Below are 25619 nucleotides of genomic sequence, written 5' to 3'. Positions count from 1 at the left end.
AAGGGCGCCCGGTCGACCAAGGGATCGGGCGATCGGATTGATCAGGGGATCAAGCGATCGGGGCGCGCAGTGGGTCAGCTCAACAGGAAGAGGACCACACTCGACCGAAGTCGATGTGGGAGCGCTTGACCAGCCACTGCTGTGGATGCATGGGGCAAGTGGAACAGGCATCCGGTTGTGCGTCAACCGACTTGAGACGTACGGCTCACAGTATGGACAGCCTTGACAGCGGGGGAAACGGGCCCGTACTCTCGGTGGACGGCCCTGCTGAGGGGCTCGGCCGTACTGCGCCGCGAGGCGCTTCGTGTGAAGGCATCCACCCGTGTTCGACTACGTCACGGAGTCTTCGCATGTCTTCCGACACCCTCGCCAAAACATCCGCCGCACCGGACATACCGGAGCAGGCCGACTCCCTGCGGATCGTTCCGCAGCGCCGACTGGGCCAGTGGACGGCAGCCGTCGCCGTACTCGTCCTGCTCGGGCTCGCCGTCACCTCCGTGGTCCGCAACAAGGCGTTCCAGTGGGGGGTGGTCGGTGACTACTTCACCTCGGACTCCGTGCTGCGCGGCCTGTGGCTCACCCTGTGGCTGACCGCTGTGGTGATGGTGCTCGGCTTCGCGCTGGGGACGCTGCTCGCGGCGGCCCGGTTGTCCGCCAATCCCGTGCTGCGCAGCGTCAGTTGGGGATATGTGTGGCTGTTCCGGTCGATTCCGATCCTGGTGCAGTTGCTGCTGTGGTTCAACATCGGGGCGCTGTATCCCGAGCTCCTCGGCGTGAAGACGGTCAATCTGTTCACCCCGATCGCGGTCGCGATCATCGGGCTCACCCTGCACGAGGCCGCGTACGCCGCCGAGGTGGTGCGCGGTGGCATCCTCTCCGTCGACCGCGGGCAGATCGAGGCCGCGCAGGCGCTCGGTCTGAGCCGGTGGCGCCGCTGGTGGCGGATCGTGCTGCCGCAGGCGATGCGCTCCCTCGTGCCGCCCGCCGGGAACATGCTGATCGGCACCCTCAAGGGCACCTCGATCATCAGCGTCATCGCCGTGCAGGACCTGCTCTTCTCGGTGCAGCTGGTCTACCACCGCACCTACCAGGTCATCCCGCTGCTGATGGTCGCCACCATCTGGTACACCGTCGTCACCTCCGTCCTCGGCCTCGGCCAGTACTACGTCGAGAAGCACTACGCGCGCGGCTCGGAGCGCACCCGGTGAAGCCCTCTCTCGTGATCGTCGGGGCCGGGCCGCGGGGGACCGGTCTCATCGAACGCATCGCCGCCAACGCGCCCGAGCTGTACGCCGGTTCGGGACTCGACATCCATCTCGTCGACCCCTATCCGCCGGGCGCCGGACGCATCTGGCGCGAGGCGCAGTCGCCGCTGCTGTGGATGAACTCGCACGCCGAGGACGTCACCATGTTCACCGATGAGACGGTGGTCATGGACGGGCCCGTGCGCCCCGGTCCCACGCTGCACGAATGGGCGGCCATCGACGGCCGTACCTTCGCCGACCGGCAGCTGCAAGGGGCATACCTGAGCTGGGTGCACGAGCAGGCCGTGGCCGCCCTGCCGCCGGACGTCACCGTCCACCATCACCCGTGCAGGGCCCTGCGTGTCAGCGGCCCGCGCGAGGGGCGCCAGCAGGTGTGGCTGGAGGGCCGTCCGCGTCCCCTCCTCGCCGACCTCGTCGTTCTCACGATCGGCCACCTCGACGCCGAACTCGACGAGGAGCAGGGCGAGTTGGCGACGTACGCCCATGCCCACGACCTGGTCCATCTGCCGCCCGACTTCACCGCCGACAGCGACCTGTCCTCGCTCGCGCCCGGCGAACCCGTCCTCGTGCGCGGCTTCGGGCTCGCCTTCGTCGACCTGATGGTGCTGCTCACGGAGGGGCGGGGCGGGCGGTACGACGGTGACACCTACCTTCCGTCGGGGCGGGAACCGGTGCTGTACGTCGGATCGCGGCGCGGAGTGCCGTACCACTCGAAGATCGGTTACGACTGGACCGGTGAACGGCCGCCGCTGCCACGGTTCTTCGGGCCCGCCGAGGTCGACGCGCTGCTGGCGCGGCCGGAGGGCTTCGACTTCCGGCGGGACGTGTGGCCGTCGATCCAGAAGGAGCTGGGGTTCGCGCACTACCACCGGCTGTTCACCGTCCACCCCGAACGGACGGCGATCGCCTGGACCGACTTCGAGGAGAAGTACGCGGCAGGGGAGGCGGCGGAGCGCGAGGCGCTCGTGACATCCGCCGTGCCCGACCCCGCCGACCGGCTCGACCTCGCGGCGCTCGACCGTCCGCTGGACGGGGCGCGGTACGCGTCGCACGAGGAGTTCCAGGACGGGCTCCGGGCGTACGTCGAGGGAGATCTGCGTCGCCGCCATGATCCCGGAAACAGCCCTGACCTGGCCGTCTTTCTCGGACTCCTCTCCGTCTACGGGCAGTTGATCCGGCTCGGAGACGTCGGACCCTGGTGGCACGGCTTCTTCAGCCACCTCGCCTCCGGGCCGCCCGGACCCCGGCTGCGGCAGATGCTCGCGCTCTCCCGGGCCGGCGTCGTGCGGTTCGTGGGCGCGGACGTGGCCGTGGTCGCCGAGGACGGGGTGTTCCGGGCGTCGAGCGCGACCGTGCCGGGCGAGACGATCGAGGCGCGGGCGCTCGTCGAGGCGCGGCTGCCCGAGCCCACCGTCGGGCGGGCCCTCGACCCGCTGCTGCGTGAACTGCACGACGACGGGGCCGTCGAGACCCCGGAGGGGCTGCTGCGGGTGGACCGCTCCGACGGGCGGATCCTCGACCGGGGCGGCCGGCCGCATCCGCGGCGCTTCGCACTCGGGCCCTACACCGACGTACGTACCCCCGGCGCCTTCACCCGGCCGCGCACCGGCGGGCCGGCGTTCCGGCAGAACGACGCCACCGCGCGAGCCGCGCTGGTGTTCCTGCGCGACCTTGCGTGCCGGGCCGTCGCGTAACCCATCCCGACCGTCAACTCCACTGCCAGTACAAGGGATTCACGCGATGACCTTCATGGTCGACATCAGGTCCGTCCACAAGAGCTTCGGCCCACTGGAGGTGCTCAAGGGCATCGACCTCGCGGTGCGCACCGGCGAGGTCACCGTGATCCTCGGCCCGTCCGGCTCCGGCAAGTCCACGCTGCTGCGCACCATCAACCACCTGGAGAAGGTGGACCGGGGCCGCATCAGCGTCGACGGCTCGCTGGTCGGCTACCGGCGCTCCGGCGACAAGCTGTACGAGTTGCGCGAGCGCGAGATCCTGAGGCAGCGCACCCGCATCGGGTTCGTCTTCCAGAACTTCAACCTCTTCCCGCACCTCACCGTGCTGGACAACCTCGTCGAGGCCCCGGTCTCCGCGCTGAAGCGTCCGCGCAAGGACGCCGTCGAGGCGGCGCGGGCGCTGCTCGACCGGGTGGGGCTCGCCGACAAGGCCGACTCCTACCCGAAGCAGCTCTCCGGCGGCCAGCAGCAACGCGTCGCCATCGCCCGCGCGCTCGCCCTGGGACCGAAGCTGCTGCTCTTCGACGAGCCGACCTCGGCGCTCGACCCCGAGCTGGTCGGCGAAGTCCTCGACGTCATCAAGGACCTGGCCCACCAAGGCACCACGATGATCGTCGTCACGCACGAGATCGGGTTCGCCCGGGAGGTCGCCGACACCGTCGTCTTCATGGACGACGGGCGGATCGTCGAACAGGGCGCCCCCGGTGACGTACTCGACCGGCCGCGGCACGAACGGACGCGGTCGTTCCTGTCCAAGGTTCTTTGATCCCTCACCAGGGAGCTCTGATCGGATGACCGGAGAAAGGTTTCACCCGATATGACCGCACCGCACGGCCGGGGGCTGCTGCACCTGGCCGCCGCCCTCGATCAACAGGCGGCCTTCGACGCCGCCTCGTACGTCGGGCCGGCGCAGCTCGCGGAGCGTGGCGGGCTCGACTTCGTGACGCTCGGCGACACCTTCGCGCGCCCCGGGCCCGACGCGCTCGCCGTGCTCTCCCGTGTCGCGCCCGCCACCCGCCGGATCGGTCTGGTGCCGACCGTGACCACCACCCACACCGAGCCCTTCCACGTCCAGGCGGCGGTGGCGACCCTCGACTGGGTCAGCCGCGGCCGGGCCGGCTGGCAGCTCGACGTGTCGACGACCGAGGGCGAGGCCCGACTCTTCGGCCGCCGGCACGCGGCACCCGCCGACGCGCTGTGGCGGGAGGCCGGCGAGATCGCCGAGGTGGCCGCCCGGCTCTGGGACAGCTGGGAGGACGACGCCGAGATACGCGACGAGGCCACCGGCCGGTTCGTCGACCGGGACAAGCTGCACCACGTCGACTTCCAGGGCGCCACCTTCTTCGTGAAGGGCCCCTCGATCGTGCCGCGGCCCCCGCAGGGCCACCCCGTCCGGGTCGTCGACGCCACCGAGGGGCCCGCCCGGCGGGTCGCCGCCCGGCATGCCGACGTGGCGCTCGTCCGGGTCGTGGGACCCGCGCACGCCCGGGCCGTACGGGCCGAACTCCGGGACGCGGCAGCCAAGTTCGGCCGCGACGCCGACACCCTGCGGGTCCTCGGCTCACTCGTCGTCGACCTCGGCGACGGGGAACGCGCGGCCGAGCCGGGCCACGGGGGTGGCGGTCCCCGGCAGACCGCGCAGGGGCCGCTGTACCGGGGCGGCCCGGTCGACCTGGCCGAACTGATCGCCGCCTGGCACGCGTCCGAGGCCGTCGACGGCTTCCACCTCACCCCGGTCGAGCCGCACCGTGACCTGGAGCGGCTCGTGAACGGAACGGTGGCGCTGCTCCAGCACCGCGGTCTGTTCCGCACCTTCTATCCGGGCAGCACGCTCAGGGAGCACCTGGGGCTGGCCCGGCCCGCCAACCAGTACGCCGTGACAGGGGGAGCGTCATGACCGTACGTACGCGCATGCATCTGGCGGCGCACTTCCCGGGCGTCAACAGCACCACCGTCTGGACCGACCCGCGCTCCAAGTCCCAGATCGACTTCGCCTCCTTCGAACACCTCGCGCGCACCGCCGAACGCGGCCTGTTCGACTTCTTCTTCCTCGCCGAGGGATTGCGGCCGCGCGAGTACAAGGGGCGCATCCACGACCTGGACGTCGTGGGCCGACCGGAGTCGATCACCGTGCTCAACGCACTCGCCGCCGTCACCGAGCGGCTCGGGCTCGCCGCCACGGTCGACGCGACCTTCAACGAGCCCTACGAACTCGCCCGCAGACTGGCCACGCTGGACCACCTCAGCGGGGGCCGGGCCGCCTGGAACGTGGTCACCTCCTCCGACGCCTTCACCGGGGAGAACTTCCGCCGCGGCGGCTTCCTCGACCGCGCGGACCGGTATGCGCGCGCCGCCGAGTTCGTCGCCACCGCACGAGATCTGTGGGACTCCTGGACGCCGGAAGGCGTGGCGCGCCCCTTCGCCCATCAGGGGCGGCACTTCGACATCGCGGGGGAGTTCGGGCTGCCGCGCTCACCGCAGGGGCAGCCCGTCGTCATCCAGGCCGGGGACTCGGACGAGGGCCGGGAGTTCGCCGCGGCCACGGCGGACGTGGTCTTCACCCGGCGCGGGACCCTGGACGCCGGCCGGGAGTTCTACGCCGATGTGAAGGGGCGGCTGGCGACGTACGGGCGGTCGCCCGAGGACCTGAAGATCATGCCCGGTGTCACCGTCGTGCTCGGTGACACCGCGGCGGACGCGCGGGAGCGGGCCGCCGAGATCCGCCACCGGCAGGTCTCCCCGCAGAACGCGCTCCTCGCGCTGGAGCGGATCTGGGGTGTCGACCTCTCCTCGTACGACCCCGACGGGCCCCTGCCCGACATCGACCCGGAGCCGGCGCCGGCCCTCGCGCGGGGGCGGGTGCGCGTCGCCGACCCCCTCGCGGTGGCGGAGAGGTGGCGGGCCCTGTCGCGTGCGAAGGGGCTGTCCATCCGGCAGACCGTGATCGAGGCGTCCGGGCGGCAGTCCTTCGTCGGCACGCCGGAGACGGTCGCCGCCGAACTCGACGAGTTCGTGACGGCCGGCGCCGCCGACGGCTTCATCCTCGTCCCCCATCTGACCCCGGGCGGACTGGACGAGTTCGTGGACCGGGTGGTCCCGCTGCTCCAGGAGCGGGGCGCCTTCCGCACGGAATACACAGGCACGACGCTGCGCTCACACCTCGGGTTGCCGGAACCCGTATGGAAGGGTTGATCACATGACGAAAGACGCATCCGCAGACGCATCCGCAGACGTATCTGACGGGACATCCGCAGACGTGTTCGACGACGCATCCGAGGACTGGGAACGGTGGCACGAGCGCCGCGTCGAGACGGTGTCCGGCTCCTACGGCCCGTTGGCACTCACCGGCACGCACTGGCTGGAGGACTATCCGGACGGGCGACTTCCGGACATCCCCGGGCTGTGGACCGACCAGGAGGACGGGGTCCTGCTGACGGCCGCCCCCGAGGACGGGCTGAGCCTGGACGGAAAGCCCTTCACCGGCGAGGTCCGGCTCGACGCCGACCCCGGGTCGGCGGCCGACGCCCGGGTCGGGCTCGACGAGCGCCGGTTCGTCGTCCTGGTGCGCGAAGGGATCTGGGGCGTACGCGACTTCGACCCCGCCTCCGAGGCGCGCGCGGCCTTCAAGGGCGTCGAGGCGACGCCGTACGACCCTCGCTGGTCGGTGCCGGGGCACTTCACGCCGTACGGCGAGAGCCGGACCGTACATGTGGAGAACGCGGACGGAGTCGCCCGCGGTCTGGGGCTCGGCGGCATCCTCGCCTTCACCCTGGACGGCGAGGACCTCACGCTCCAGGTGTCGGTGGAGAGTGACGGCTCGCTGTGGGCCGTGTTCGCCGACACCACCAGCGGGGACAGCAGTTACCGCTTCCGGTTCCTGCGCCCCGCCGCGCCCGACGCCGAGGGGCGTACGACGGTGGACTTCAACCGGGCCGTGCTTCCGCCGTGCGCGTTCGCCGACCACTTCATCTGCCCCTTCCCGCCGCCCGGGAACACCCTGGGCGTGGCCGTTCCGGCGGGGGAGCGCACGCTGCTCTGACGATTCACTTCGCCACGCCCTCCACGCCCTCCGCTCACTCCTCCAAGCTCTCCAGACGCCTCGAGTGCCCCGACGATCGACACGCAATCCGCACACCTGAGTCTGGGAAGATCAACTGCCGCTGGTGGAACGTCAGTTGAACGCTGCACGGCCGAAAGGCGCCCTTGCGCCCGTCGGTCGTGCGGCCGAATACTCCCCCACAGCGCTTGTCAGGGGCACGGCTTGTCCGGAATCCGGTCGGGCGGCTCCCGGCTGCGCCTCACGGGCCCCGACCCCACGCGGGCCCCCTACTTCCCTCGGGAGGAACGACAAGTGAGGATCAAGCGCACCACCCCCCGCAGCGGTATAGCGAGACGGACCCGGCTGATCGCCGTGACCACCGGACTCCTGGCCGCCGCAGCGTTCTCCGTCCCCACCGCGAACGCATCCGACGCCCAGACGTTCAGCGCCACCCAGCTGAGCACGGTGAACAAGTCGGTACTCAAGTCCGACATCGCGGGAACCGCCTGGGCGGTCGATGCCAAGACGAACCGCGTCGTCGTCACCGTCGACAGCACGGTCTCCAAGGCCGAGATCGCGAAGATCAAGAAGGACGCGGGCGGCAACGCCGCGGCCATCACGATCAAGCACACCCCGGGCAAGTTCAAGAAGCTGATCACCGGCGGCGACGCCATCTACGGCGGTTCCTACCGCTGCTCGCTCGGCTTCAACGTGCACAGCGGGAGCACCTACTACTTCCTGACCGCCGGCCACTGCGGTCAGGTCGCCTCCACCTGGTACTCCAACTCGGGTCACACCACCACGCTGGGCACGAACGTCAGCTACAGCTTCCCGACCAACGACTTCGCGCTGGTGCGCTACACCAACACCTCGATCGCCCACCCGAGCGCGGTCGGCAGCCAGACCATCAGCAGCGCCGCCACGCCCAGCGTGGGCACGACCGTCTACCGTCGCGGCTCGACCACCGGCACGCACAGCGGCCGGGTCACCGCGCTGAACGCCACGGTCAACTACGGCAGCGGCGACGTGGTCTACCAGATGATCCAGACCACGGTCTGCGCCGAGGGCGGCGACAGCGGCGGTCCGCTCTACGCGGGTTCCGTCGCCTACGGTCTGACCTCCGGCGGCAGTGGTGACTGCACGTCCGGCGGTACGACCTTCTTCCAGCCGGTCACCGAGGCGCTGAGCTACTACGGCGTGAGCGTCGGCTGACCGACGGCCCCCCGTAACACCCGCACGACCGGATCTGCAGCCAGCAGCAGGCGAGCCCCCGCACGCAACTGCCGTGCGGGGGCTCGCCCTTGCTCGGGTGACGGAGTTACCGTCGAAGTACACGCCGGGTACGCGCCTGATGCGGTACTTGCCCGATGCGCCCACTTCGGACCCTGGGGGGCCGTGATGGTCGAGGAACTGGTCGCGGCGGGAGTCTCCGTCGTATCCGTGGGGGTCGTCTACGCGATGGCCGGGGCCCGTGTCGTCAAACAGTACGAACGTGGTGTGGTGTTGCGCCTGGGCCGGTTGCGCTCGGACGTGCGCGGGCCCGGGTTCACCATGGTGGTGCCCTTCGTCGACAAGCTGCGCAAGGTCAACATGCAGATCGTGACGATGCCCGTCCCCGCGCAGGAGGGCATCACGCGGGACAACGTCACGGTCCGGGTCGACGCGGTCGTCTACTTCAAGGTGGTCGACGCGGCCGACGCGGTCATCCAGGTCGAGGACTACCAGTTCGCGGTCTCGCAGATGGCGCAGACCTCGCTGCGTTCGATCATCGGCAAGAGCGACCTGGACGATCTGCTCTCCAACCGGGAGAAGCTCAACCAGGGCCTGGAGCTGATGATCGACAGTCCGGCCATGGGCTGGGGTGTGCAGATCGACCGGGTCGAGATCAAGGACGTGTCGCTGCCGGAGACGATGAAACGGTCGATGGCCCGGCAGGCCGAGGCCGACCGTGAACGGCGCGCACGGGTCATCAACGCGGACGCCGAGCTCCAGGCGTCCAAGAAGCTGGCGGAGGCCGCCGGGGTGATGTCCGAACAGCCCGCCGCGCTCCAACTGCGGCTGCTGCAGACCGTGGTGGCGGTCGCCGCAGAGAAGAACTCCACCCTCGTGCTCCCCTTCCCGGTGGAACTGCTGCGGTTCCTGGAACGGGCGCAGCAGCCGGCCGCCCCGGCACCCGAGCAGGCGCGGCCGTCGACCACGCAGCCGGTGCGGGGATCGGTGCAGCAACCGGTGGAGCAATCGGTGCGGGAATCGGTGGAGCAATCGGTGCAGGAGCAACCGTCCTCCTTCGCGCCCCCGGTGGGATCGGATCCTGAAGGGTCGAAAACCAGACAGGACTAGACCTCATGGGCTGCACATGCGTCACTCGCACGCGGTGTTTGCACTGCGAACGCACAGGGTGCGATCACGCAGGGTCAAGGTGCCGGGGGCGTACACCCGTTGCTGTACGCGCGTCCTGAAGTCGACCTTGTGAGCCACCTGTGGGTCTCGGAATAGTGGGCGCCCGTACGCCTTTTGGTTCCGTACGCCTTCCGGCCCCGGAGGTCCCCACGACCTCCCGGGCCGCCCCCCACAGGAGGACGCGAAGTGAAGCACCGACGTATATCCGGGCGTCGCGCAGCAGTGGCAGGCGCGAGTGTCGCCGCTCTGATCGCCGCGGGAGTCACCTTCCAGACTGCGAACGCGAGCGAGACGCAGAAGAGCGCGGCTCCCCGGCCGCTCTCGATCACGGCGGCCGGAAAACTCGCCTCGACGCTCGGCAAGGACCTGGGTCCCGACGCGGCGGGAACGTATTACGACGCGAAGGCAGGGCACCTCGTCGTCAACGTGCTCGACCGGGCCGCGGCGCGTGTCGTCGAGGCGGCCGGCGCCCGGGCCAGAATCGTCGAGAACTCCCTCGCCGAGCTGACGAGCGCCCGTACCACCCTCAAGAAGGACGCGACCATCCCCGGCACGTCCTGGGCGACCGACCCGGGGACCAACAAGGTCGTCGTCACCGCCGACCGCACGGTCGGGGGCGTGACCCTCGCCCGGCTGACCAAGGTCGTCGACGGTCTCGGCGCCAAGGCCGAACTCCAGCGCACGAAGGGGGAGTTCAAGACCTTCATCGCGGGCGGCGACGCGATCACCGGCTCCGGCGGGCGCTGCTCGCTGGGCTTCAACGTGGTCAAGGGGGGCCTGCCGTACTTCATCACCGCCGGGCACTGCACCCGGGCGATCTCCACCTGGTCGGACTCCAGCGGCAAGGAGATCGGCACGAACGAGCAGTCCAGCTTCCCCGGCAACGACTTCGGTCTGGTCAAGTACACCTCGACGGTCGACCACCCGAGCGAGGTCGATCTCTACAACGGCTCCGCGCAGCCCATCACCCAGGCGGGTGCGGCGACCGTCGGGCAGTCGGTGACGCGCAGCGGTTCGACGACCCAGGTGCACAGCGGCACGGTCACCGGCCTGGACGCCACCGTGAACTACGGCAACGGCGACATCGTCGACGGACTCATCCAGACCGACGTCTGCGCCGAGCCCGGTGACAGCGGCGGCTCGCTCTTCTCGGGCTCCACGGCCATCGGCCTCACCTCGGGCGGCAGCGGCGACTGCACCTCGGGCGGCGAGACCTTCTTCCAGCCGGTCACCGAGGCGCTGTCGGCCTTCGGCGCCCAGATCGGCTGACGCGCTCCGTCCTGCCTGCTCAGGGCCGGGTGGACCGGTGTTTGCGCAGGTGGGACGGGCTCGAACGGATGTCGCACACTTGTTCGGAAATTGGTCTATGGTGGGGGTGAGGTCATTGGGAACGAATGTTCGAGAGCCTGTGGAGAGGGCCCTCGGACACGAACGGATACGGACGGGTACGGGAGGTGCGTGTGCCGGGATTCACGCATCTGCACACCGCCTCCGGGTTCTCCCTGCGGTACGGGGCCTCGCACCCGGAGCGGCTGGCCGAGCGTGCCTCGGAGCGGGGCATGGACGCCCTCGCGCTCACCGACCGGGACAGCCTCGCGGGCACGGTCCGGTTCGCCAAGGCCTGCGCGAGGGCGGGTGTCCGTCCGCTGTTCGGGACGGAGCTCGCGGTCGAGGCTCCCGCCCGAGAGGCGAGGGCGTCCGCCCGAACGGCGGGGTCCTTCGCCCGGACGGCCGGGGCCTCCGCGCCGACGGGCTCGGCTTCCGCCCGAGCGGCCGGGGAACTCGTACGAGGAGCCGGGGAGCCCGTACGAGGGGAGCGACGCCGCGCCCCGGTCCGTGGCGGTGCCTTCATCGACGAGTCGACTCCCCGGGTGACCTTCCTCGCCCGGGACGGCGCGGCCGGCTGGGCCGACCTCTGCAGAGTCGTCACGGCGGCGCACGCGGGCGGCGGTCCCGACAGCGGCCCGGGGCGGCAGCCCCTGCTGCTCCGGCCGGACAACCACGCCGAAGGACTGACCGTACTGCTCGGCCCCGCCTCCGACGTCGGCCGCGCACTCGCCGCGGGGCGCCCCGACCGCGCCGCGAAGCTGCTCGCGCCCTGGCGGGAGATCTACGGCGACGCCCTGCGCCTCGAAGCCGTCTGGCACGGCCGCGAGGGCACCGGCCCCGGGTCCCTGCGGCTCGCCGCCCGCACCGTCGGCTTCGCCGCCGAACAGCGGGTGCGCCCGGTGCTCAGCAACGCGGTCCGGTACGCCGACCCGGGCCTCGGTCCGGTCGCCGACGTCCTGGACGCCGCCCGCCGCCTCGTCCCCGTCGACCCCCGGCGCGAGCTGGACTCCGGCGAGGCCTGGCTCAAGGGCGAGGCCGCCATGCTGGGCGCCGCCGAACGGATCGTCGAGGCCGCGGGCTACCGCCGTGACACGGCGCACCGTCTGCTCGAACAGACCCAGGCCACCGCCGCCGAGTGTCTCGTCGATCCCGAGGACGACCTCGGTATCGGCACCGTCCACTTCCCCGAGCCGCATCTCGTCGGTGCGGGCCGGCGCACCGCCCAGCGCGTCCTGGCCTCCCGGGCGGCGGCGGGCATGGTGCTGCGCGGCTATGACAGCAAGCGGGCCTACTGGGAACGGATGCACCGCGAGCTGGACATCATCGCCCACCACGACTTCGCCTCGTATTTCCTGACGGTCGCCCAGGTCGTGGACGACGTACGGAAGATGGGCATCCGGGTCGCCGCGCGCGGTTCCGGCGCGGGCTCCCTCGTCAACCACCTCCTCGGCATCGCGCACGCCGACCCGGTCGAGCACGGGCTGCTGATGGAGCGCTTCCTGTCCAAGCGCCGCTCGGTGCTGCCCGACATCGACATCGACGTGGAGTCCGCGCGCCGGCTGGAGGTCTACCGCGCGATCATCGACCGGTTCGGCGCCGAGCGGGTCGCGACCGTCTCGATGCCCGAGACCTACCGGGTCCGACACGCCGTCCGCGATGTGGGTGCCGCCCTCTCCATGGACCCGGCCGACATCGACCGGATCGCCAAGTCCTTCCCGCACATCCGCGCCCGCGACGCCCGTGCGGCGATGGACGAGCTGCCCGAACTGCGGGAGCTGGCGCGGGAGGTTCAGCGGAAGGGGGAGAAGTACGGGCGGCTGTGGGAGCTGGTCGAGTCCCTCGACGCCCTCCCGCGCGGCATCGCCATGCACCCGTGCGGGGTACTCCTCTCCGACGCCTCCCTGCTCGCCCGTACGCCGGTCGTGCCGACCAGCGGCGAGGGTTTCCCCATGTCGCAGTTCGACAAGGAGGACGTCGAGGACCTCGGGCTGCTCAAGCTCGATGTGCTGGGTGTGCGGATGCAGTCCGCGATGGCGCACGCGGTGGCCGAGGTGCAGCGGGCCACGGGGGACCGGCCGGACATCGACGCGGTGGCGCCGGGCGACCCGGCGACCTATCGGCTCATCCAGTCCGCCGAGACGCTGGGCTGCTTCCAGATCGAGTCGCCCGGACAGCGCGACCTGGTCGGACGGCTGCAGCCCGCGACCTTCCACGACCTCGTCGTCGACATCTCGCTCTTCCGGCCGGGACCGGTCGCCGCCGACATGGTGCGGCCGTTCATCGAGGCGCGGCACGGGCGGGCGCTGATCCGCTATCCGCACCCGGACCTGGAGGGACCACTGAAGGAGACGTACGGCGTCGTGGTCTTCCACGAGCAGATCATCGACATCGTCGACATCATGACCGGCTGCGGACGCGACGAGGCGGACCGGGTGCGGCGCGGGCTGTCCGACCCCGAGTCGCAGGGGCGGATCCGGTTCTGGTTCGCACAGAACGCGGCGGCCAAGGGGTACGACGCCGAGACCATCGCGCGGACCTGGGAGATCGTCGAGGCCTTCGGGTCGTACGGCTTCTGCAAGGCGCACGCGGTCGCCTTCGCCGTCCCGACGTACCAGTCGGCGTGGCTGAAGGCCCATCACCCGGCCGCCTTCTACGCCGGGTTGCTCACGCACGACCCCGGGATGTATCCGAAGCGACTGTTGCTGGCGGACGCGCGGCGGCGGGGGGTGCCGATCCTGTCGTTGGACGTGAACCGGTCGGCGGTCGCCCACCGTATCGAACTGGTGTCTGAATCGGATGACTCCGTCGGCCGCTGGGGTGTCCGCCTCGCTCTCTCCGACGTGCACGGCATCAGCGAGGCCGAGGCGGCGCGGATCGCGGACGGACAGCCGTACGCCTCCCTGCTCGACTTCTGGGAGCGGGCCCGGCCGAGCAGGCCGCTCGCACAGCGGCTCGCGCAGGTCGGCGCGCTGGACGCGTTCGGCGCCAACCGGCGTGACCTGCAACTGCACCTGACCGAACTGCACCGGGGATCCAGGGGTGCGGGCGGCGGCCAACTCCCGCTTTCGGGCGGGCGGAAGACCGCCTCCGCCGGGCTGCCCGACCTCTCCTCGGCGGAGCGGCTCAGCGCCGAACTGGGCGTGTTGTCGATGGACGCCTCACGCAATCTGATGGACGACCACCGGGAGTTCCTGGGGGAGCTGGGCGTGGTGACGGCACGTCGGCTGCGGGAGGCGCGGCACGGAGAGACGGTCCTGGTCGCGGGCGCCAAGGCGGCCACCCAGACCCCGCCGATCCGCTCCGGCAAACGCGTCATCTTCACCACCCTGGACGACGGCACCGGCCTGGTCGACCTCGCCTTCTTCGACGACTCGCACGACGCCTGCGCCCACACCGTCTTCCACTCCTGGCTGCTGCTGGTGCGCGGAGTGGTGCAGCGCCGGGGCCCGCGCAGCCTCAGCGTGGTGGGTGCGGCGGCCTGGAACCTCGCCGAACTGGTCGAGCTGCGCGCCGACGGCGGCCTCGACGTGGTGGCGGCGCGGCTGGCGGAGCCCGTACCGGAGCCCCTGCCGGAGGGGGAGGGCACGAAGGAGAGCCGGAAGATCCGGATGCCCACGGGGTACGAGATGCACCCCTGGGCCGATCTGCGTCCCGCGGGCGAAGGGCCCGCGGGAGGAAAGAAGTTGTGGCACCAGAGTCCGGGGAGTGCGGGATGACCATCCTCTGTGTACGTTTCCAGCTGCCTCCGATGTACGAGGCCGCCCTGCCGGGGCTCCTCGGACTGTTGGAGGAGTTCACCCCCGTCATCGAGGCGCTGCCGCCCGACCGCGTGCTGGTCGATCTGCGGGGCGCCGAACGGTACTTCGGGCGGACCGCCGTGGAGTTCGCCTCGCTGATCCGGGTGCGGGCACTCGCCCGGTACGGGATCGACTGCGCGATCGGCGCCGGACCCGGGCCGATGCTCGCGCGGATGGCATTGCGGGAGGCCGTGCCCGGAGTGACCCGGGTGGTGCCCGGGGAGCCGGACGCCGTCGCGGAGTTCCTCGCCGAGCGGCCCGTCGGCGCGCTGCCCGGGGTCGGCGGCGCCACCGCCCGCACCCTGTGCGAGTACGGCCTCGACACCATCGGCAAGGTCGCCGCCGCGCCCCTGTCCACGCTCCAGCGTCTGACCAGTGCCCGGACCGGCCGCGAACTGCACGAGAAGGCGTCCGGCGTCGACCGCGGCCGGGTCGTCCCGAACACCACCTCGCGCTCTCTCGCCACCGACCGCCCCTTCCCCCGCGACGAGCTGGACCCGTCCCTGCACCGCCGCGCGCTGCTCTCCGGCACCGAGGAACTGGGCACCCGGCTGCGCGCCCTGGAGAAGGTCTGCCGCACCCTGACCCTCACCGTCCGCTACGCCGACCGCTCCTCGACCACCCGCAGCCGCACCCTCAAGGAGCCGACCGCCCACTCCTCGGCGCTCACCGCCACCGCGTACGCCCTGTACGAGACGCTCGGCCTCCAGCGCGCCCGGGTCCGCGCGATCGGCCTCCGCGCCGAGGGCCTCACCCCCGCCGAACAGGCCTCCCACCAGCTGACCTTCGACCCTGTGGACGAGAAGGTCCGACGCATCGAGGAGGTCGCGGACCGCGCGCGAGCGAAGTTCGGCCCGCATGCGGTGATGCCGGGCACGCTGGCGGCGTAACTCTCCTCAGGTGTGTGTCAGTTGGCCCACGGCGGGGTGATGCGGGTGCCGTCGGACAGTTCCGCCGTCAGGCCGATGGGCGTGGTGACCCAGGTGATCACGGTCCGGTCGGTCGGGTTCTCGACGCCGAAGGTCGCCCCGGGATTGATGATCAGCGTGTCGCCCGCGGTGACCCGCTCGGTGCGCCCGTCGAGCGTGATCACCAGCTCGCCCTCGAGGATGTGGAGGATCTCCTCGCGGCTGACGGTGTGCAGGGGCGCCTTGGTGCCGGCGGGGATCTCGCCCCGCCAGGCGCACAGTTCCTTGCTGCCGGCGCCCGGACGGGCGTACGAGACGAAGCGGGCGCCGTGCATCTCGTGGACGACGGCATCGGACGGGTGGATGACGGGCATGGCTGCCTCCTGGGCAAGTGGTCAAGTAGCTTGACTATATGACCTCATGGTCAAGCTGCTTGACCAATCCGTCAAGGGTGTTTCAATGCGTGCGTGGAGAACTCCGAGGCCATGGCCCTGACCGCCGCCCTGCTCACCGTCGCGGGCGACCTGACGCGACGCATCAACGACGGCGTAGAAGCCCGTGGCTTCGAGGTGCGGCCCGCGTACGGCTTCGCGTTCACCCGGCTCGCCCCGGACGGTGCGACGGTCACCGACCTCGCGACCCACCTGGGGGTGACCAAACAGGCCGCCAGTCAGCTCGTCGACGAGCTCGTGCGCAAGGGATACGCCGAGCGGCGCCCGTACCCCGGCGACGCGCGCGCCCGGCTCGTCGTGCTGACCGAACGCGGCTGGGCCTGCACCCGAGCGGCGGAGGAGGCGGCCGCCGATGCCGTGCGGGCGTGGGTCGAGGTGCTCGGTGAGGGTGAAGTGGGCGTGTTGCGTGACCGCTTGGCGCGAATCGCGCCCTATGGTCCCATCAGGCCCGCCTGGTGATGGTTCGTCAGGCGTTGGCCGGTGGCCGAGACCGCCGCTGTTTTTCGCCGGAAGTTTTTTACTGACGCGTAACTTCACACGTGGGCTACTCGCCCGTAACTTGACGAGTGAACAGCATCCTCGTGATCCGGATCACAGGGCGTACGTCGTCGCAACTCCCTTGAGCCGCAAGGAGATCACCCGATGCTGCCCTGGAAGCGCCTGCTCAGACCCCTCACCGCGCTGCTGCTGACCGCGGTGGTCGCCGTGGTCCCCGCCGCCACCGCCCACGCCGCCGCGCCGAGCAGCGGCTGGAACGACTACTCCTGCAAGCCCTCCGCCACCCATCCCCGCCCCGTCGTCCTCGTCCACGGCACCTTCGCCAACTCGACCGACAACTGGCTGGCCTTCGCGCCCTACCTGGTGGACCGCGGGTACTGCGTCTTCTCCCTCGACTACGGGCAACTGCCCGGCGTCCCCCTCTTCAACGCCCTCGGCCCCATCGACAAGTCGGCCGAACAGCTTCAGGTATTCGTCGACAAGGTGCTCGCCGCGACCGGCGCCGCCAAGGCCGACCTCGTCGGCCACTCGCAGGGTGGCCTGATGCCCCGCTACTACCTCAAGTTCCTCGGCGGAGCCGCCAAGGTGAACACCTTCGTCGGCATCGCGCCCGACAACCACGGCACCACTCTGGACGGCCTGACCAACCTGCTGCCGTACTTCCCGGGCGCCGAGGACCTGCTGTCCGCGGCCACACCCGCGCTCGCCGACCAGATCGTCGGCTCCGCCTTCCTGACCAAGCTCAACGCCGGCGGCGACACCGTCCCGGGCGTGCACTACACGGTGATCGCCACCAAGTACGACGAGGTGGTCACACCGTACCGCTCACAGTTCCTCACCGGATCCGACGTCCACAACGTGCTGCTGCAGGACCTGTGCCCGGTCGACCTCTCCGAGCACGCCGCGATCGGCCTCCTCGACCGGATCGCCTTCCACGAGGCGGCCAACGCCCTCGACCCGGCACACGCCACCCCCACGAACTGCGCCTCCGTGTTCAGCTGACCGCCCCGGCCGGGGCCTGTCCGACCTGAGCCGCCGGACAGGCCCCGGAGTGCACCGGGAACTAGCGACCGCGACCGCGTCGGCCGTCGCTCGTCGCGCGGCGGCGGACCGAGGAGAACAGCGCCGCCGCGCCCAGCGCCAGCGCGCTCGCCCCGCCGATCGCGAGATAGGGGCTGGCGGAGTCACCGCCGGTCTCGGCGAGGTGCCGCTCCGAGACACCCGCGGCCTCGGACCGGCCGGCGGAGCCGCCGGGAGCGGCGTCGGAGGCGTGCGTGTCGGCCGCCGGAGTGGCCGCGCCGTCGTGGTGGTCGTGCCGCACCGTCGACTTGTCGGCACCGTCGGCTATCTGCTGCTCGGAGGGCGCGGAGGCGGTGGGTGCCGGGGTGGTCGCCGCGGGGGTGGTACCGCTTCCGGTACCGCCCGTGCCCGTACCGCTGCTGCCCGTACCGCCGCCACCGGCACCGGCGTTGCCGGAACCCCCGCCCCCGAAGGTGACGTCCGAGCAGGAGTAGAACGCCTCCGGACTGTCCGAACGCTGCCAGACCGCGTACAGGAGCTGCCTGCCCGAGCGCTGCGGCAGGGCGCCGGAGAAGGTGTAGTAGCCGTTCGTCGCGGCCGGGTCGGTCTTCGTGGCGACCGGGTGAGCCAGGTCCAGGTCGGCCCAGGTCAACGGCTTGGACGGGTCGTAGCCCGCCTTGGTGATGTAGACGTCGAAGGTGCCCTTGTGCGGCGCCGTCACCCGGTACTTGAACGTGTACGCGCCGCTGCTCACGCTCGTCGTCGGCCAGTCGGTGCGGGCCAGGTCCAGGCCCTTGAACTCGTCGTTGCCCGCGCTGCACAGCTTCCCGTCGGGGATGAGCCGCTGGTGTCCGCCGTTCGCGTCGCCGATCCGGACGCCGTTCCAGTCGTACAGCGCCTGGGTGCCGCCGGCCGCGACGGCCGCCTTGCAGGCGCCGGACTTCGGGCTCTCGGGATTCTCCGCATAGCACTGGAAGACCCGGCTGACCGGGTCGCCCATCGTGCCGTGCGCGACGGCGGGCGCCGCGGCGAGCGCGGTCAGGGCGACCGGTGCGACACCGACGGCGACCGCGACGGCGGCGGCCTTGCGGCGAGCAGGCATGGGGGAACTCCTTGAAGCGGACCTTCAGGTCTACGGCGGACCCGTGGGGGTGATCAGCAAGCTAGCCCGAAGAAACCGCGAAATCGCCTGTGGGAGGTGGGTGAGGGAGATCCTTATGGTCGGCTTAAGGGAGTGCTGAGCCTGCGCTCAGGTAGCTACCGTTCTGGCCATGACAGATGCCCCGAACGAACCGGAGATCCGCCCGGCCGTCGCCGCCGACGTGGCTGCCGTGAAAGCGGTGACCGACGCCGCGTACCACCACTACATCGAGCGCATCGGAGTGGTGCCGAAGCCCATGGAGGCGGACCACGCGGCGAACGTGGCTGCGGGGCGGGTGTTCGTCACGGGGGAGCCCGTGCGGGGCCTCGTGGTGATCGAGGCGCGCATGGATCATCTCTTCCTCGACAGCATCGCGGTCCACCCCGACGCCCACGGCGAGGGTGTCGGGCGACGGCTGCTGGCGTTCGTGGACGCACACGCGCGTGCGCTCGGGCTGTCCGAGGTCAGGCTCTACACGAACGCGATGATGTGGGAGAACAAGAAGATCTACCCGAAGTACGGGTACGAGGTCGTGGAGCGCCGGGTGGACGGCCGGTACGACCGGATCCACTACCGCAAGCGGCTCGACTGACGGTTTCCGTGCGGGGGCGTGTCTCAGTGTCGGGGCGCGGTCTCAGTGCCGGGGCGCGCGGCCCGGGCCGCTCACCCGTCCGGCCACCACGTGCGGTGGATGTCCTTGCGGACCTCCGGGCGCTCGGCCGGGCGCTCGTCGGCCTCGTCCCGCACTCGGCGGGACTCCGACTTCCTCAGGGGCTTCTGCACGGTCACACGGCGCATGGCTGCCTCCTTGTGCCTACCGGGGTCCGCGGTTGTACGGAGGTAGACCCTTTCCGGGAGAGTTGCTCATCAGTCGGGATCTGTCTGTGGCGGCTGTCACGATTCGACTGTCAGTGGTGGGTGTCACCCTGGGGCACATGACGGGTTACAACGAAATGAATCCAGGTCAGAGCGGTGTCAAACCTTGTCCGAGCGAGGTGGGGCCGGAGCTCGGCGGCGCGGGCGGGGGTGCGGAGGCGATGGCCGACGCGGACCGGGTGGACTGGGACGCCGAGGCCGACACCTTCGACGACGAGCCGGACCACGGGCTGCGCGACGCCGTCGTGCGGGAGGCGTGGGCGGAGCGGCTGCGGGCCTGGCTGCCCGAGACCCCGTCCGACGTGCTCGACCTCGGCTGCGGTACCGGCAGCCTGGCGCTCCTCACGGCCGAGCGGGGCCACCACGTCACCGGGATCGACCGCGCGCCGCGCATGGTCGACCTGGCCCGCGCCAAGCTCGCCGGACGCGACGCGGTGTTCCTGCTCGGTGACGCGACGGCACCGCCCGTCGGCGAGCAGCGGTTCGACGTCGTGCTCGTGCGGCACGTCCTGTGGGCGCTGCCCGACCCCGGGCGCGTCCTGCGGCACTGGCGCGGGCTGCTGCGCCCCGGAGGGCGGCTCGTCCTGGTCGAGGGGGTGTGGGGGACACTGAGCCCCGCCGGCATACCCGCGGACCGGCTGGCCACCCTGCTGGAACCCCTGACCTCGGACCTCCGGGTGGAGCGGCTGTCCGACGACGCGCGGCTGTGGGGGCGCGAGGTGGCGGACGAGCGATACGCGGTGGTGGCCCACGTCTGACCACCGGGTACGCGACGGCCGCCGAGCATCCGCCGGGTACCGGCCCTAGCCGATCAGCGCCTCGAAGTCGCCCTCGCGGGCCAGGAGTTCGAGTGTGTCGAGGGCGTTCTGCGCGGCGGTCGCGGCCCGCGGATCGGTCGTCGCGAGGCCGCTCGCCGCGAACTCGTCCTCGTCCAGGCGCAGTACGTCCGTGCCGTCCGCGGAGCGCCACAGGTCCAGATCGAGGTCCTCGACGACCAGTTCGCCGCCGGAGAGGGTGGCCGGGCGGGTGATGTCGCAGTACCAGCCTTTCCGTACGCCCTCGGCGTCCCGGACCTCCTTGACCGCGTACCAGCGGTCCCGCCAGTAGTACTCGGTGAAGACATCGCCCGGCTCGAACCGTACGAAGCCGAAGTCGCGGACGCCCTCGCCCGCCCACGGCGCCCGCACGGTGACGCGGATACCGTCGTCGGCGAGCAGTTCGGCGGGGTAACGGATCTTCGTGCGACCGGACTTGACCAGGACGACCTCCACGGTGCGAGGTGTGTCAGGCGAGTTCGCGGACATACCGCACCTCCGTTCCGCAGATCTCGTAGCCGAACCACTTGTTGATCGCGATCATCGGTTCGTTGCCGGCGTCGTTGCCCGTGAACGCCTCCGTGTACCCGGCGGCGCGGGCACGGTGCAGCGAGTCGTTCTTGGCGAGCTTGGCGAGGCCGCGACCGCGGAACGCGGCGGCGGTGCCCGTCATCACGGTGCCATAGCGGGCGCCGCCGTCCGTGCGGGCCGCGCTGAACGCCGCCGGGCGGCCGTCGACGAGCGCGACCGTGGTCAGCTCGGCACTGAACAGGGGGTGGTGCCAGGTCTCCTGGAGCCAGGCCTGATAGTCCGTGAACTCATGGGGGATGTCGCCGGGTTCGTCCGCCATGGTCTCCGCGTCCAGGGCGAACAGGGAGCGCGGGTCGTCGGCGAAGTCCGAGCCCTTGCGCAGTTCGACGCCCGGCGGCGGGCTCTGGAGCGGCGGCAGGGTGCCGCCCGCCAGGTCGAGACGGAGGAAGTGGGCGGAGCGGCTCGCGTGGTAGCCGTGCTTCTCGGCGAACGCGCGGTTGCCCGGCTCGTCCAGGACCCAGGCGAAGAGCTTGGTCGCGCCCAGGGCCGCCAGGTGCTCCTCGGCGGCGCGCACCAGGAGCGAACCCGCGCCCCGGCGCGCGCGGCCGGGGTCGACGTACACGTTGAGGTAGCCCTGATTCGGCTGCGCGCTGTCGTGCGCGATGCCGACCTGGGCCGTGCCGATCGGTTCGCCGTCCTGCTCCGCGAGCAGCGGGCGGTAGTGGGCGTCGGGGTGCGCGTGCGTGACGTCGTACGCGAGGGAGTCGGGGGTGTACAGCACGAAGGGGAGGGCGCGGTTGCGGACGCGCGCGAAGCCCTCGGTGTGCCGTCGGTCGTCCGGGCGGACGTCGCTGATGATCACAGTCATGGAGTCGAACGCTACGCGCGAGGTGCGTTCGAGTGCCTCTCATTTTCCGTTCCGTACGGGACAATCACTGCGTGACGTTGAAGATCCACATCGATGAGGGGGCCGCGCCCTACGAACAGGTGCGTGCCCAGATCTCCGAGCAGGCGCGGTCCGGCGCGCTGCCGGTCGGCTACAAGCTGCCCACCGTGCGGGGGCTGGCCGAGGAGCTCGGCCTCGCCGCCAACACGGTCGCCAAGGCCTACCGGGCGCTGGAGTCGGACGGGGTGATCGAGACGCGCGGCCGCAACGGGACGTTCGTCGCCGCCGCGGGCTCGGCGGCGGAGCGCGAAGCGGCGTCGGCCGCGCAGGCGTACGCCGAGCGTGTGCACCGCCTCGGCCTCTCCGAGTCCGCCGCGCTGGACGCCGTACGGGATGCCCTGCGGGCCGCCTACGGGGACTAGTCCATGTCGTCCGGCGTGCGGGTCACCGTCAGGCCCGTTGTTCTTGCCGCGTGGGCGAAGGTCACCGAGTCGTGGACCGCCGCCGCGTTCGGGTCGTTGTTGAAGTACGCGTACACGTCGTGGTCGTCGGACCAGGCGTCCGTGAGGCGCCGTACCCAGGTCGTCAGGGACTGCCGGCCGTAGCGCGGCCACGGCTGGGCGCGGCCCTCGTGGAAGCGGACGTAGCCCCAGTCGGTGGTCCGCCACAGGGGTGTCACGGGGCGGGCCAGCACATCGGCCCAGCAGAGGGCGGCGCCCCGTGACTCGAGCACCTTGCGCACCTCCGGTGTCCACCAGGAGTCGTGGCGCGGTTCGACCGCGACCCGGACGCCGGTGGGGAAGCGGCGCAGGCACTCGTCGAGAAGGGCGGGGTCGGCGTGCAGCGTGGGCGGGAGCTGGAGCAGGACCGGGCCCAGTCGGTCGCCGAGCCCGGCGGCGTGGCCCAGTAGTCGGTCGACCGGCTCCGCCGGGTCGCGCAGCCGTTTGATGTGTGTCAGATAGCGGCTCGCCTTGAGGGCGACGACGAAGTCGGGCGGGGTGCGCTCCCGCCAGCTCTCGAAGGTCTCCCGCGACGGCAGCCGGTAGAACGCGTTGTTGATCTCGACCGTGGCGAACCGTGCCGCGTACTCCTCCAGCCACAGCCGCATCGGCACCCCGTCCGGGTACAGGACGCCGCGCCAGTCCTTGTACTGCCACCCCGACGTGCCGACGAACAGGGTCATACGACCATCAAAGCACCGCACGCGGTGCCGGGCAGCTACAGATACAGCCCCGCGTCCGCGCCCTCCCGCTGGTCCGGCACCGACGTCGGCGTCGTGCCCCGGCGCAGCGCGTACAGCTCGGCCAGGGTCGCGCCGTCGCGGCCGACGCCCTCCTCCGTGCCCAGCCAGCTCACCGCCTCCGAGCGGGTCAGCGCGCCGACCTCGATCCGGGCGAGACAGCGGCCGGGACGGACCACGGCGGGGTGGAGCCGCTCGAGGTCCTCGTTGGTCGTGACGCCCACGAGCACGTTGCGGCCCTGGCCGAGGAGGCCGTCGGTGAGGTTGAGCAGCCGCGAGAGCGCCTGGCCCGCGGTGTGCTTGGCCTCGCCGCGGATCAGCTCGTCGCAGTCCTCCAGCAGGAGCAGCCGCCAGCGGCCCTTGCCCGTGCCGTCCTCCTCGCCGATCGCGATGTCCATCAGATAGCCGACGTCGGAGAAGAGGCGCTCCGGGTCGAGGACGCAGTCCACCTGGCACCAGTCGCGCCAGGAACGGGCCAGGGTGCGCAGGGCGGAGGTCTTGCCCGTGCCGGGCGGCCCGTGCAGCAGCAACAGCCGGCCCGCGATGTCCTCGGGCGTCGTCTTCATCAGCCCGTCCATGGCGTCCGCCACCGGTCCGGTGTAGTTCGACCGCACCTCCTCCCACGTACCCGCGGAGATCTGCCGGGTGGTGCGGTGCGGGCCGCGGCGCGGGGAGACGTACCAGAACCCCATCGTCACGTTCTCCGGCTGGGGTTCGGGTTCGTCCGCCGCGCCGTCCGTCGCCTGGTCGAGGATCTTGGCGGCCAGTTCGGTGCTGGTCGCGGTGACCGTGACGTCGGCGCCGCGGTTCCAACGGGACACCAGCAGGGTCCAGCCGTCGCCCTCGGCGAGCGTGGCGCTGCGGTCGTCGTCGCGGGCCGAGCGCAGCACGCGGGCGCCCGGTGGGAGGAGCGTCGCCCCGGACCGTACGCGGTCGATGTTCGCCGCGTGCGAGTGCGGCTGCTCGCCCGTCGCGAAGCGGCCGAGGAACAGCGCGTCGACGACGTCCGACGGCGAGTCGCTGTCGTCGACGTTGAGCCGGATCGGCAGTGCGTCGTGTGGGTTGGCAGACATGCCGCCATGATCCGTCACGCGGGCGCCCCGTGCACCCGGTTTCCGCGGTGCGTCCTGTGTGTCGGCTGTGTCTTCCCGTATCCCCTCCGTCCTGTTACACGGCTGTGGTCTTACAAGACCTGTCCCACGGCCGATCCCCGCCGTTACTGTTGCCCTTGATGGGACGTCATGGGTGGAATTCGGGGGCACGGCGGTGGCGGCTCACCGCGCTGCTCGGCGTGGGAGTGGCCGCGCTGGCCCTGGTGGTGACCTTGCTCAACACCCTGCCCGGAGGCGGCGCGAGCACCGCGGGCACCACCCGCGACGGGGACAAGGTGCACGGCACCCCCGTCACCCCGCCCGAAACGCCGCAACCCGAGGTGGGCTGGGGTTTCACCCACACCCAGTACAGCGCCGACCAGGGCAGTGACACGGCCACCCGGCGCGTCGAGGGGCTGCTGCAGAAGCAGTCGCTGCCGCAGATCCAGCACATCATGGGCTGGGGGGCGGGCAACCCCGAACCCTCCAAAGGGCGCTACGACTTCTCCGAGATGGACCGCCGTGTCGACTTCATGCGGAAGTCCGGCGGGACCCCGGTCGTCACCCTGTGCTGCTCCCCGGACTGGATGAAGGGCGGCAAGGCCGGCGCGGACAACACGAACTGGAGCCAGGCCGCCCTGGAGACCGCCCCGGACCGCGCCCACTACGCGGACTTCGCCGCGCTCGCCGCGACCGTCGCCAAGCGCTATCCGGACGTCCGTCACTTCATCGTCTGGAACGAGTTCAAGGGCTTCTGGAACGACGGCAAGGCCCGCTGGGACTACGAGGGCTACACCGAGCTCTACAACCTCGTCTACAAGGCGCTGAAGAAGGTCAATAAGGACATCCAGGTCGGCGGCCCCTACCTCGTCATGGACAGCGTCGACCCGCGCCAGACGGAGAACGCGTCGACGACCCTGAAGGGCACCTGGGGCGCCATGGACCAGCGGGTCCTCGACGCCTTCGACTACTGGAACAAGAACAAGGCGGGCGCCGACTTCGTCGTCGTCGACGGCTCCAGCTACACCAAGGACGACGACCTGCTCCCGAACGAGTTCGCGGCCACCGACAAGTTCACCGCCGTCAGCCGGTGGGCGCGCGAGCAGACCCACGGACTGCCTCTGTGGTGGGCCGAGTACTACGTCGAGCCCGCCGACGGCAACGACGAGCGCACGGGCTGGTCCGAGGCCCGCCGCGTCGCCGTCCAGGCCGCCGGCCTGATCGCGATGGCCCGCGGCGGCGCCACGTCCGGCTTCTACTGGAACCCGGAGAAGGAGAAGGGAACCGACTGCGCGGGCTGCCTGTGGACGCCGACCGACCGTGCCGGCGGCGGCGCGGCTCTGCCCATGCTCGACCTCGTCTCCCGCTTCAGCCGGGCGTTCGCCCCCGGCTCCACATACGCGACGGTGTCCGTGGCCCCCGACGACGTGCCCAACGTCCGCGTCCTCGCCACCGACAAGGCCGTCCTGGTCGTGAACACCCTGAACCGGTCCATCAACGCGCAGGTGGACGGCAAGCGGTTCGACATGGTGGCCTACGAAGTGAAGTGGCTCACCCGCTGAACCCGCGATCCCGGGTCCGGGTGAGCCACTCCG

24 protein-coding genes are annotated in these 25619 nt (G+C 71.1%); 17 read left to right on the top strand and 7 right to left on the bottom strand.

The window, feature by feature from the left end:
• Positions 1–350: 350 nt before the first annotated feature.
• The 11 genes from AAFF41_RS12650 (at position 351) to AAFF41_RS12600 (ending at position 15456) form a co-directional block, all read left to right on the top strand.
• Complete coding sequence (locus tag AAFF41_RS12650; RefSeq protein WP_319744662.1) at positions 351–1208, top strand: amino acid ABC transporter permease; 858 nt, start codon at positions 351–353, stop codon at positions 1206–1208.
• Entirely contained in the window at positions 1205–2959 is a 1755-nt protein-coding gene (locus tag AAFF41_RS12645) for an FAD/NAD(P)-binding protein (RefSeq protein ID WP_343323974.1), read from the top strand. The genes AAFF41_RS12650 and AAFF41_RS12645 overlap by 4 nt, the downstream gene beginning before the upstream one ends.
• Before the next feature lie 46 nt (positions 2960–3005).
• Positions 3006–3767: an amino acid ABC transporter ATP-binding protein gene (locus tag AAFF41_RS12640; RefSeq protein ID WP_319744666.1), complete on the top strand. Its 762-nt coding sequence runs from the start codon at positions 3006–3008 to the stop codon at positions 3765–3767.
• A 51-nt stretch (positions 3768–3818) separates the two neighbouring features.
• A complete protein-coding gene (locus AAFF41_RS12635; RefSeq protein WP_343323973.1) occupies positions 3819–4898 on the top strand; it encodes an LLM class flavin-dependent oxidoreductase in 1080 nt (359 codons plus the stop codon).
• On the top strand, positions 4895–6193 hold the full coding sequence (locus AAFF41_RS12630; protein ID WP_343323972.1) for an NtaA/DmoA family FMN-dependent monooxygenase: 1299 nt from the start codon (positions 4895–4897) through the stop codon (positions 6191–6193). Before AAFF41_RS12635 ends, AAFF41_RS12630 begins: the two co-directional genes overlap by 4 nt.
• A 64-nt stretch (positions 6194–6257) precedes the next feature.
• The gene (locus tag AAFF41_RS12625; RefSeq protein ID WP_343323971.1) at positions 6258–7040 is read left to right on the top strand and encodes a DUF1684 domain-containing protein; all 783 of its coding nucleotides are present in this window, start codon (positions 6258–6260) and stop codon (positions 7038–7040) included.
• 312 nt (positions 7041–7352) lie between these two features.
• Positions 7353–8252, top strand: a complete 900-nt coding sequence (locus AAFF41_RS12620) for a S1 family peptidase (RefSeq protein WP_054234431.1) — start codon at positions 7353–7355, stop codon at positions 8250–8252.
• Positions 8253–8438: 186 nt separating this feature from the next.
• Positions 8439–9380 (top strand): slipin family protein, encoded by a 942-nt coding sequence (locus AAFF41_RS12615; protein WP_319744674.1) that lies wholly within the window; start codon positions 8439–8441, stop codon positions 9378–9380.
• Between the two features lie 246 nt (positions 9381–9626).
• On the top strand, positions 9627–10709 hold the full coding sequence (locus AAFF41_RS12610) for a S1 family peptidase (protein ID WP_343323970.1): 1083 nt from the start codon (positions 9627–9629) through the stop codon (positions 10707–10709).
• 191 nt (positions 10710–10900) lie between these two features.
• Entirely contained in the window at positions 10901–14485 is a 3585-nt protein-coding gene (locus tag AAFF41_RS12605; protein WP_319744678.1) for a DNA polymerase III subunit alpha, read from the top strand.
• Positions 14482–15456 (top strand): DNA polymerase Y family protein, encoded by a 975-nt coding sequence (locus AAFF41_RS12600; RefSeq protein WP_319744680.1) that lies wholly within the window; start codon positions 14482–14484, stop codon positions 15454–15456. Before AAFF41_RS12605 ends, AAFF41_RS12600 begins: the two co-directional genes overlap by 4 nt.
• 17 nt (positions 15457–15473) lie before the next feature.
• Here AAFF41_RS12600 and AAFF41_RS12595 read toward each other — a convergent pair whose 3' ends face one another.
• Positions 15474–15848 carry a cupin domain-containing protein gene (locus tag AAFF41_RS12595; protein WP_097284055.1) on the bottom strand — a complete coding sequence of 125 codons (375 nt, stop codon included), beginning with the start codon at positions 15846–15848 and terminating at the stop codon, positions 15474–15476.
• Positions 15849–15941: 93 nt separating this feature from the next.
• Between AAFF41_RS12595 and AAFF41_RS12590 the strand changes: the two genes are divergently transcribed.
• Together AAFF41_RS12590 and AAFF41_RS12585 are read left to right on the top strand one after the other, a co-directional pair.
• Entirely contained in the window at positions 15942–16385 is a 444-nt protein-coding gene (locus AAFF41_RS12590; RefSeq protein WP_319744682.1) for a MarR family winged helix-turn-helix transcriptional regulator, read from the top strand.
• A 183-nt stretch (positions 16386–16568) separates the two neighbouring features.
• Positions 16569–17426, top strand: coding sequence for an esterase/lipase family protein (locus AAFF41_RS12585; protein WP_054231058.1), 858 nt, complete (start codon positions 16569–16571; stop codon positions 17424–17426).
• Between the two features lie 61 nt (positions 17427–17487).
• Here AAFF41_RS12585 and AAFF41_RS12580 read toward each other — a convergent pair whose 3' ends face one another.
• A complete protein-coding gene (locus AAFF41_RS12580) occupies positions 17488–18546 on the bottom strand; it encodes a lytic polysaccharide monooxygenase auxiliary activity family 9 protein (RefSeq protein ID WP_319744684.1) in 1059 nt (352 codons plus the stop codon).
• A 169-nt stretch (positions 18547–18715) separates the two neighbouring features.
• Between AAFF41_RS12580 and AAFF41_RS12575 the strand changes: the two genes are divergently transcribed.
• On the top strand, positions 18716–19177 hold the full coding sequence (locus AAFF41_RS12575; RefSeq protein WP_343323969.1) for a GNAT family N-acetyltransferase: 462 nt from the start codon (positions 18716–18718) through the stop codon (positions 19175–19177).
• Positions 19178–19248: 71 nt separating this feature from the next.
• On the opposite strand, the gene AAFF41_RS12570 is transcribed toward AAFF41_RS12575, so the two are convergent.
• The gene (locus tag AAFF41_RS12570) at positions 19249–19383 is read right to left on the bottom strand and encodes a hypothetical protein (RefSeq protein ID WP_282190303.1); all 135 of its coding nucleotides are present in this window, start codon (positions 19381–19383) and stop codon (positions 19249–19251) included.
• A gap of 239 nt (positions 19384–19622) precedes the next feature.
• Here AAFF41_RS12570 and AAFF41_RS12565 point away from each other — a divergent pair, with 239 nt between their 5' ends.
• Positions 19623–20219: a class I SAM-dependent methyltransferase gene (locus tag AAFF41_RS12565; protein ID WP_319744688.1), complete on the top strand. Its 597-nt coding sequence runs from the start codon at positions 19623–19625 to the stop codon at positions 20217–20219.
• 45 nt (positions 20220–20264) lie between these two features.
• On the opposite strand, the gene AAFF41_RS12560 is transcribed toward AAFF41_RS12565, so the two are convergent.
• On the bottom strand, positions 20265–20765 hold the full coding sequence (locus AAFF41_RS12560; RefSeq protein ID WP_319744690.1) for a ribonuclease FAU-1 family protein: 501 nt from the start codon (positions 20763–20765) through the stop codon (positions 20265–20267).
• Positions 20746–21675 (bottom strand): GNAT family N-acetyltransferase, encoded by a 930-nt coding sequence (locus AAFF41_RS12555; protein ID WP_319744692.1) that lies wholly within the window; start codon positions 21673–21675, stop codon positions 20746–20748. The genes AAFF41_RS12560 and AAFF41_RS12555 overlap by 20 nt, the downstream gene beginning before the upstream one ends.
• A gap of 71 nt (positions 21676–21746) precedes the next feature.
• Between AAFF41_RS12555 and AAFF41_RS12550 the strand changes: the two genes are divergently transcribed.
• Positions 21747–22115, top strand: a complete 369-nt coding sequence (locus AAFF41_RS12550) for a GntR family transcriptional regulator (RefSeq protein ID WP_177324034.1) — start codon at positions 21747–21749, stop codon at positions 22113–22115.
• On the opposite strand, the gene AAFF41_RS12545 is transcribed toward AAFF41_RS12550, so the two are convergent.
• Together AAFF41_RS12545 and AAFF41_RS12540 are read right to left on the bottom strand one after the other, a co-directional pair.
• Complete coding sequence (locus AAFF41_RS12545; RefSeq protein ID WP_319744694.1) at positions 22112–22876, bottom strand: DUF72 domain-containing protein; 765 nt, start codon at positions 22874–22876, stop codon at positions 22112–22114. The genes AAFF41_RS12550 and AAFF41_RS12545 overlap by 4 nt on opposite strands.
• A gap of 35 nt (positions 22877–22911) precedes the next feature.
• Complete coding sequence (locus AAFF41_RS12540; RefSeq protein ID WP_319744697.1) at positions 22912–24006, bottom strand: DUF5925 domain-containing protein; 1095 nt, start codon at positions 24004–24006, stop codon at positions 22912–22914.
• Positions 24007–24164: 158 nt separating this feature from the next.
• Between AAFF41_RS12540 and AAFF41_RS12535 the strand changes: the two genes are divergently transcribed.
• A complete protein-coding gene (locus AAFF41_RS12535; protein WP_343323968.1) occupies positions 24165–25586 on the top strand; it encodes a GH39 family glycosyl hydrolase in 1422 nt (473 codons plus the stop codon).
• The last annotated feature ends 33 nt before the right edge of the window (positions 25587–25619 follow it).

This window comes from Streptomyces mirabilis (assembly GCF_039503195.1).
In the GTDB taxonomy this organism is placed as follows: Bacteria; Actinomycetota; Actinomycetes; order Streptomycetales; family Streptomycetaceae; genus Streptomyces; species Streptomyces mirabilis_D.
Note: the sequence above shows the minus strand (reverse complement) of the source record. Positions and strands in the feature narration are given on the sequence as shown.

Excerpts from the sequence above, each read along its gene's own strand:
- AAFF41_RS12535 (WP_343323968.1), top strand. The coding sequence starts at position 24,165 with ATGGGACGTCATGGGTGGAATTCGGGGGCACGGCGGTGGCGGCTCACC.
- AAFF41_RS12570 (WP_282190303.1), bottom strand. The coding sequence starts at position 19,383 with ATGCGCCGTGTGACCGTGCAGAAGCCCCTGAGGAAGTCGGAGTCCCGC.
- AAFF41_RS12555 (WP_319744692.1), bottom strand. The coding sequence starts at position 21,675 with ATGACTGTGATCATCAGCGACGTCCGCCCGGACGACCGACGGCACACC.
- AAFF41_RS12545 (WP_319744694.1), bottom strand. The coding sequence starts at position 22,876 with ATGACCCTGTTCGTCGGCACGTCGGGGTGGCAGTACAAGGACTGGCGC.
- AAFF41_RS12615 (WP_319744674.1), top strand. The coding sequence starts at position 8,439 with ATGGTCGAGGAACTGGTCGCGGCGGGAGTCTCCGTCGTATCCGTGGGG.
- AAFF41_RS12595 (WP_097284055.1), bottom strand. The coding sequence starts at position 15,848 with ATGCCCGTCATCCACCCGTCCGATGCCGTCGTCCACGAGATGCACGGC.
- AAFF41_RS12575 (WP_343323969.1), top strand. The coding sequence starts at position 18,716 with ATGACAGATGCCCCGAACGAACCGGAGATCCGCCCGGCCGTCGCCGCC.
- AAFF41_RS12630 (WP_343323972.1), top strand. The coding sequence starts at position 4,895 with ATGACCGTACGTACGCGCATGCATCTGGCGGCGCACTTCCCGGGCGTC.
- AAFF41_RS12580 (WP_319744684.1), bottom strand. The coding sequence starts at position 18,546 with ATGCCTGCTCGCCGCAAGGCCGCCGCCGTCGCGGTCGCCGTCGGTGTC.
- AAFF41_RS12650 (WP_319744662.1), top strand. The coding sequence starts at position 351 with ATGTCTTCCGACACCCTCGCCAAAACATCCGCCGCACCGGACATACCG.
- AAFF41_RS12585 (WP_054231058.1), top strand. The coding sequence starts at position 16,569 with ATGCTGCCCTGGAAGCGCCTGCTCAGACCCCTCACCGCGCTGCTGCTG.
- AAFF41_RS12560 (WP_319744690.1), bottom strand. The coding sequence starts at position 20,765 with ATGTCCGCGAACTCGCCTGACACACCTCGCACCGTGGAGGTCGTCCTG.
- AAFF41_RS12565 (WP_319744688.1), top strand. The coding sequence starts at position 19,623 with ATGGCCGACGCGGACCGGGTGGACTGGGACGCCGAGGCCGACACCTTC.
- AAFF41_RS12600 (WP_319744680.1), top strand. The coding sequence starts at position 14,482 with ATGACCATCCTCTGTGTACGTTTCCAGCTGCCTCCGATGTACGAGGCC.
- AAFF41_RS12640 (WP_319744666.1), top strand. The coding sequence starts at position 3,006 with ATGACCTTCATGGTCGACATCAGGTCCGTCCACAAGAGCTTCGGCCCA.
- AAFF41_RS12635 (WP_343323973.1), top strand. The coding sequence starts at position 3,819 with ATGACCGCACCGCACGGCCGGGGGCTGCTGCACCTGGCCGCCGCCCTC.
- AAFF41_RS12540 (WP_319744697.1), bottom strand. The coding sequence starts at position 24,006 with ATGTCTGCCAACCCACACGACGCACTGCCGATCCGGCTCAACGTCGAC.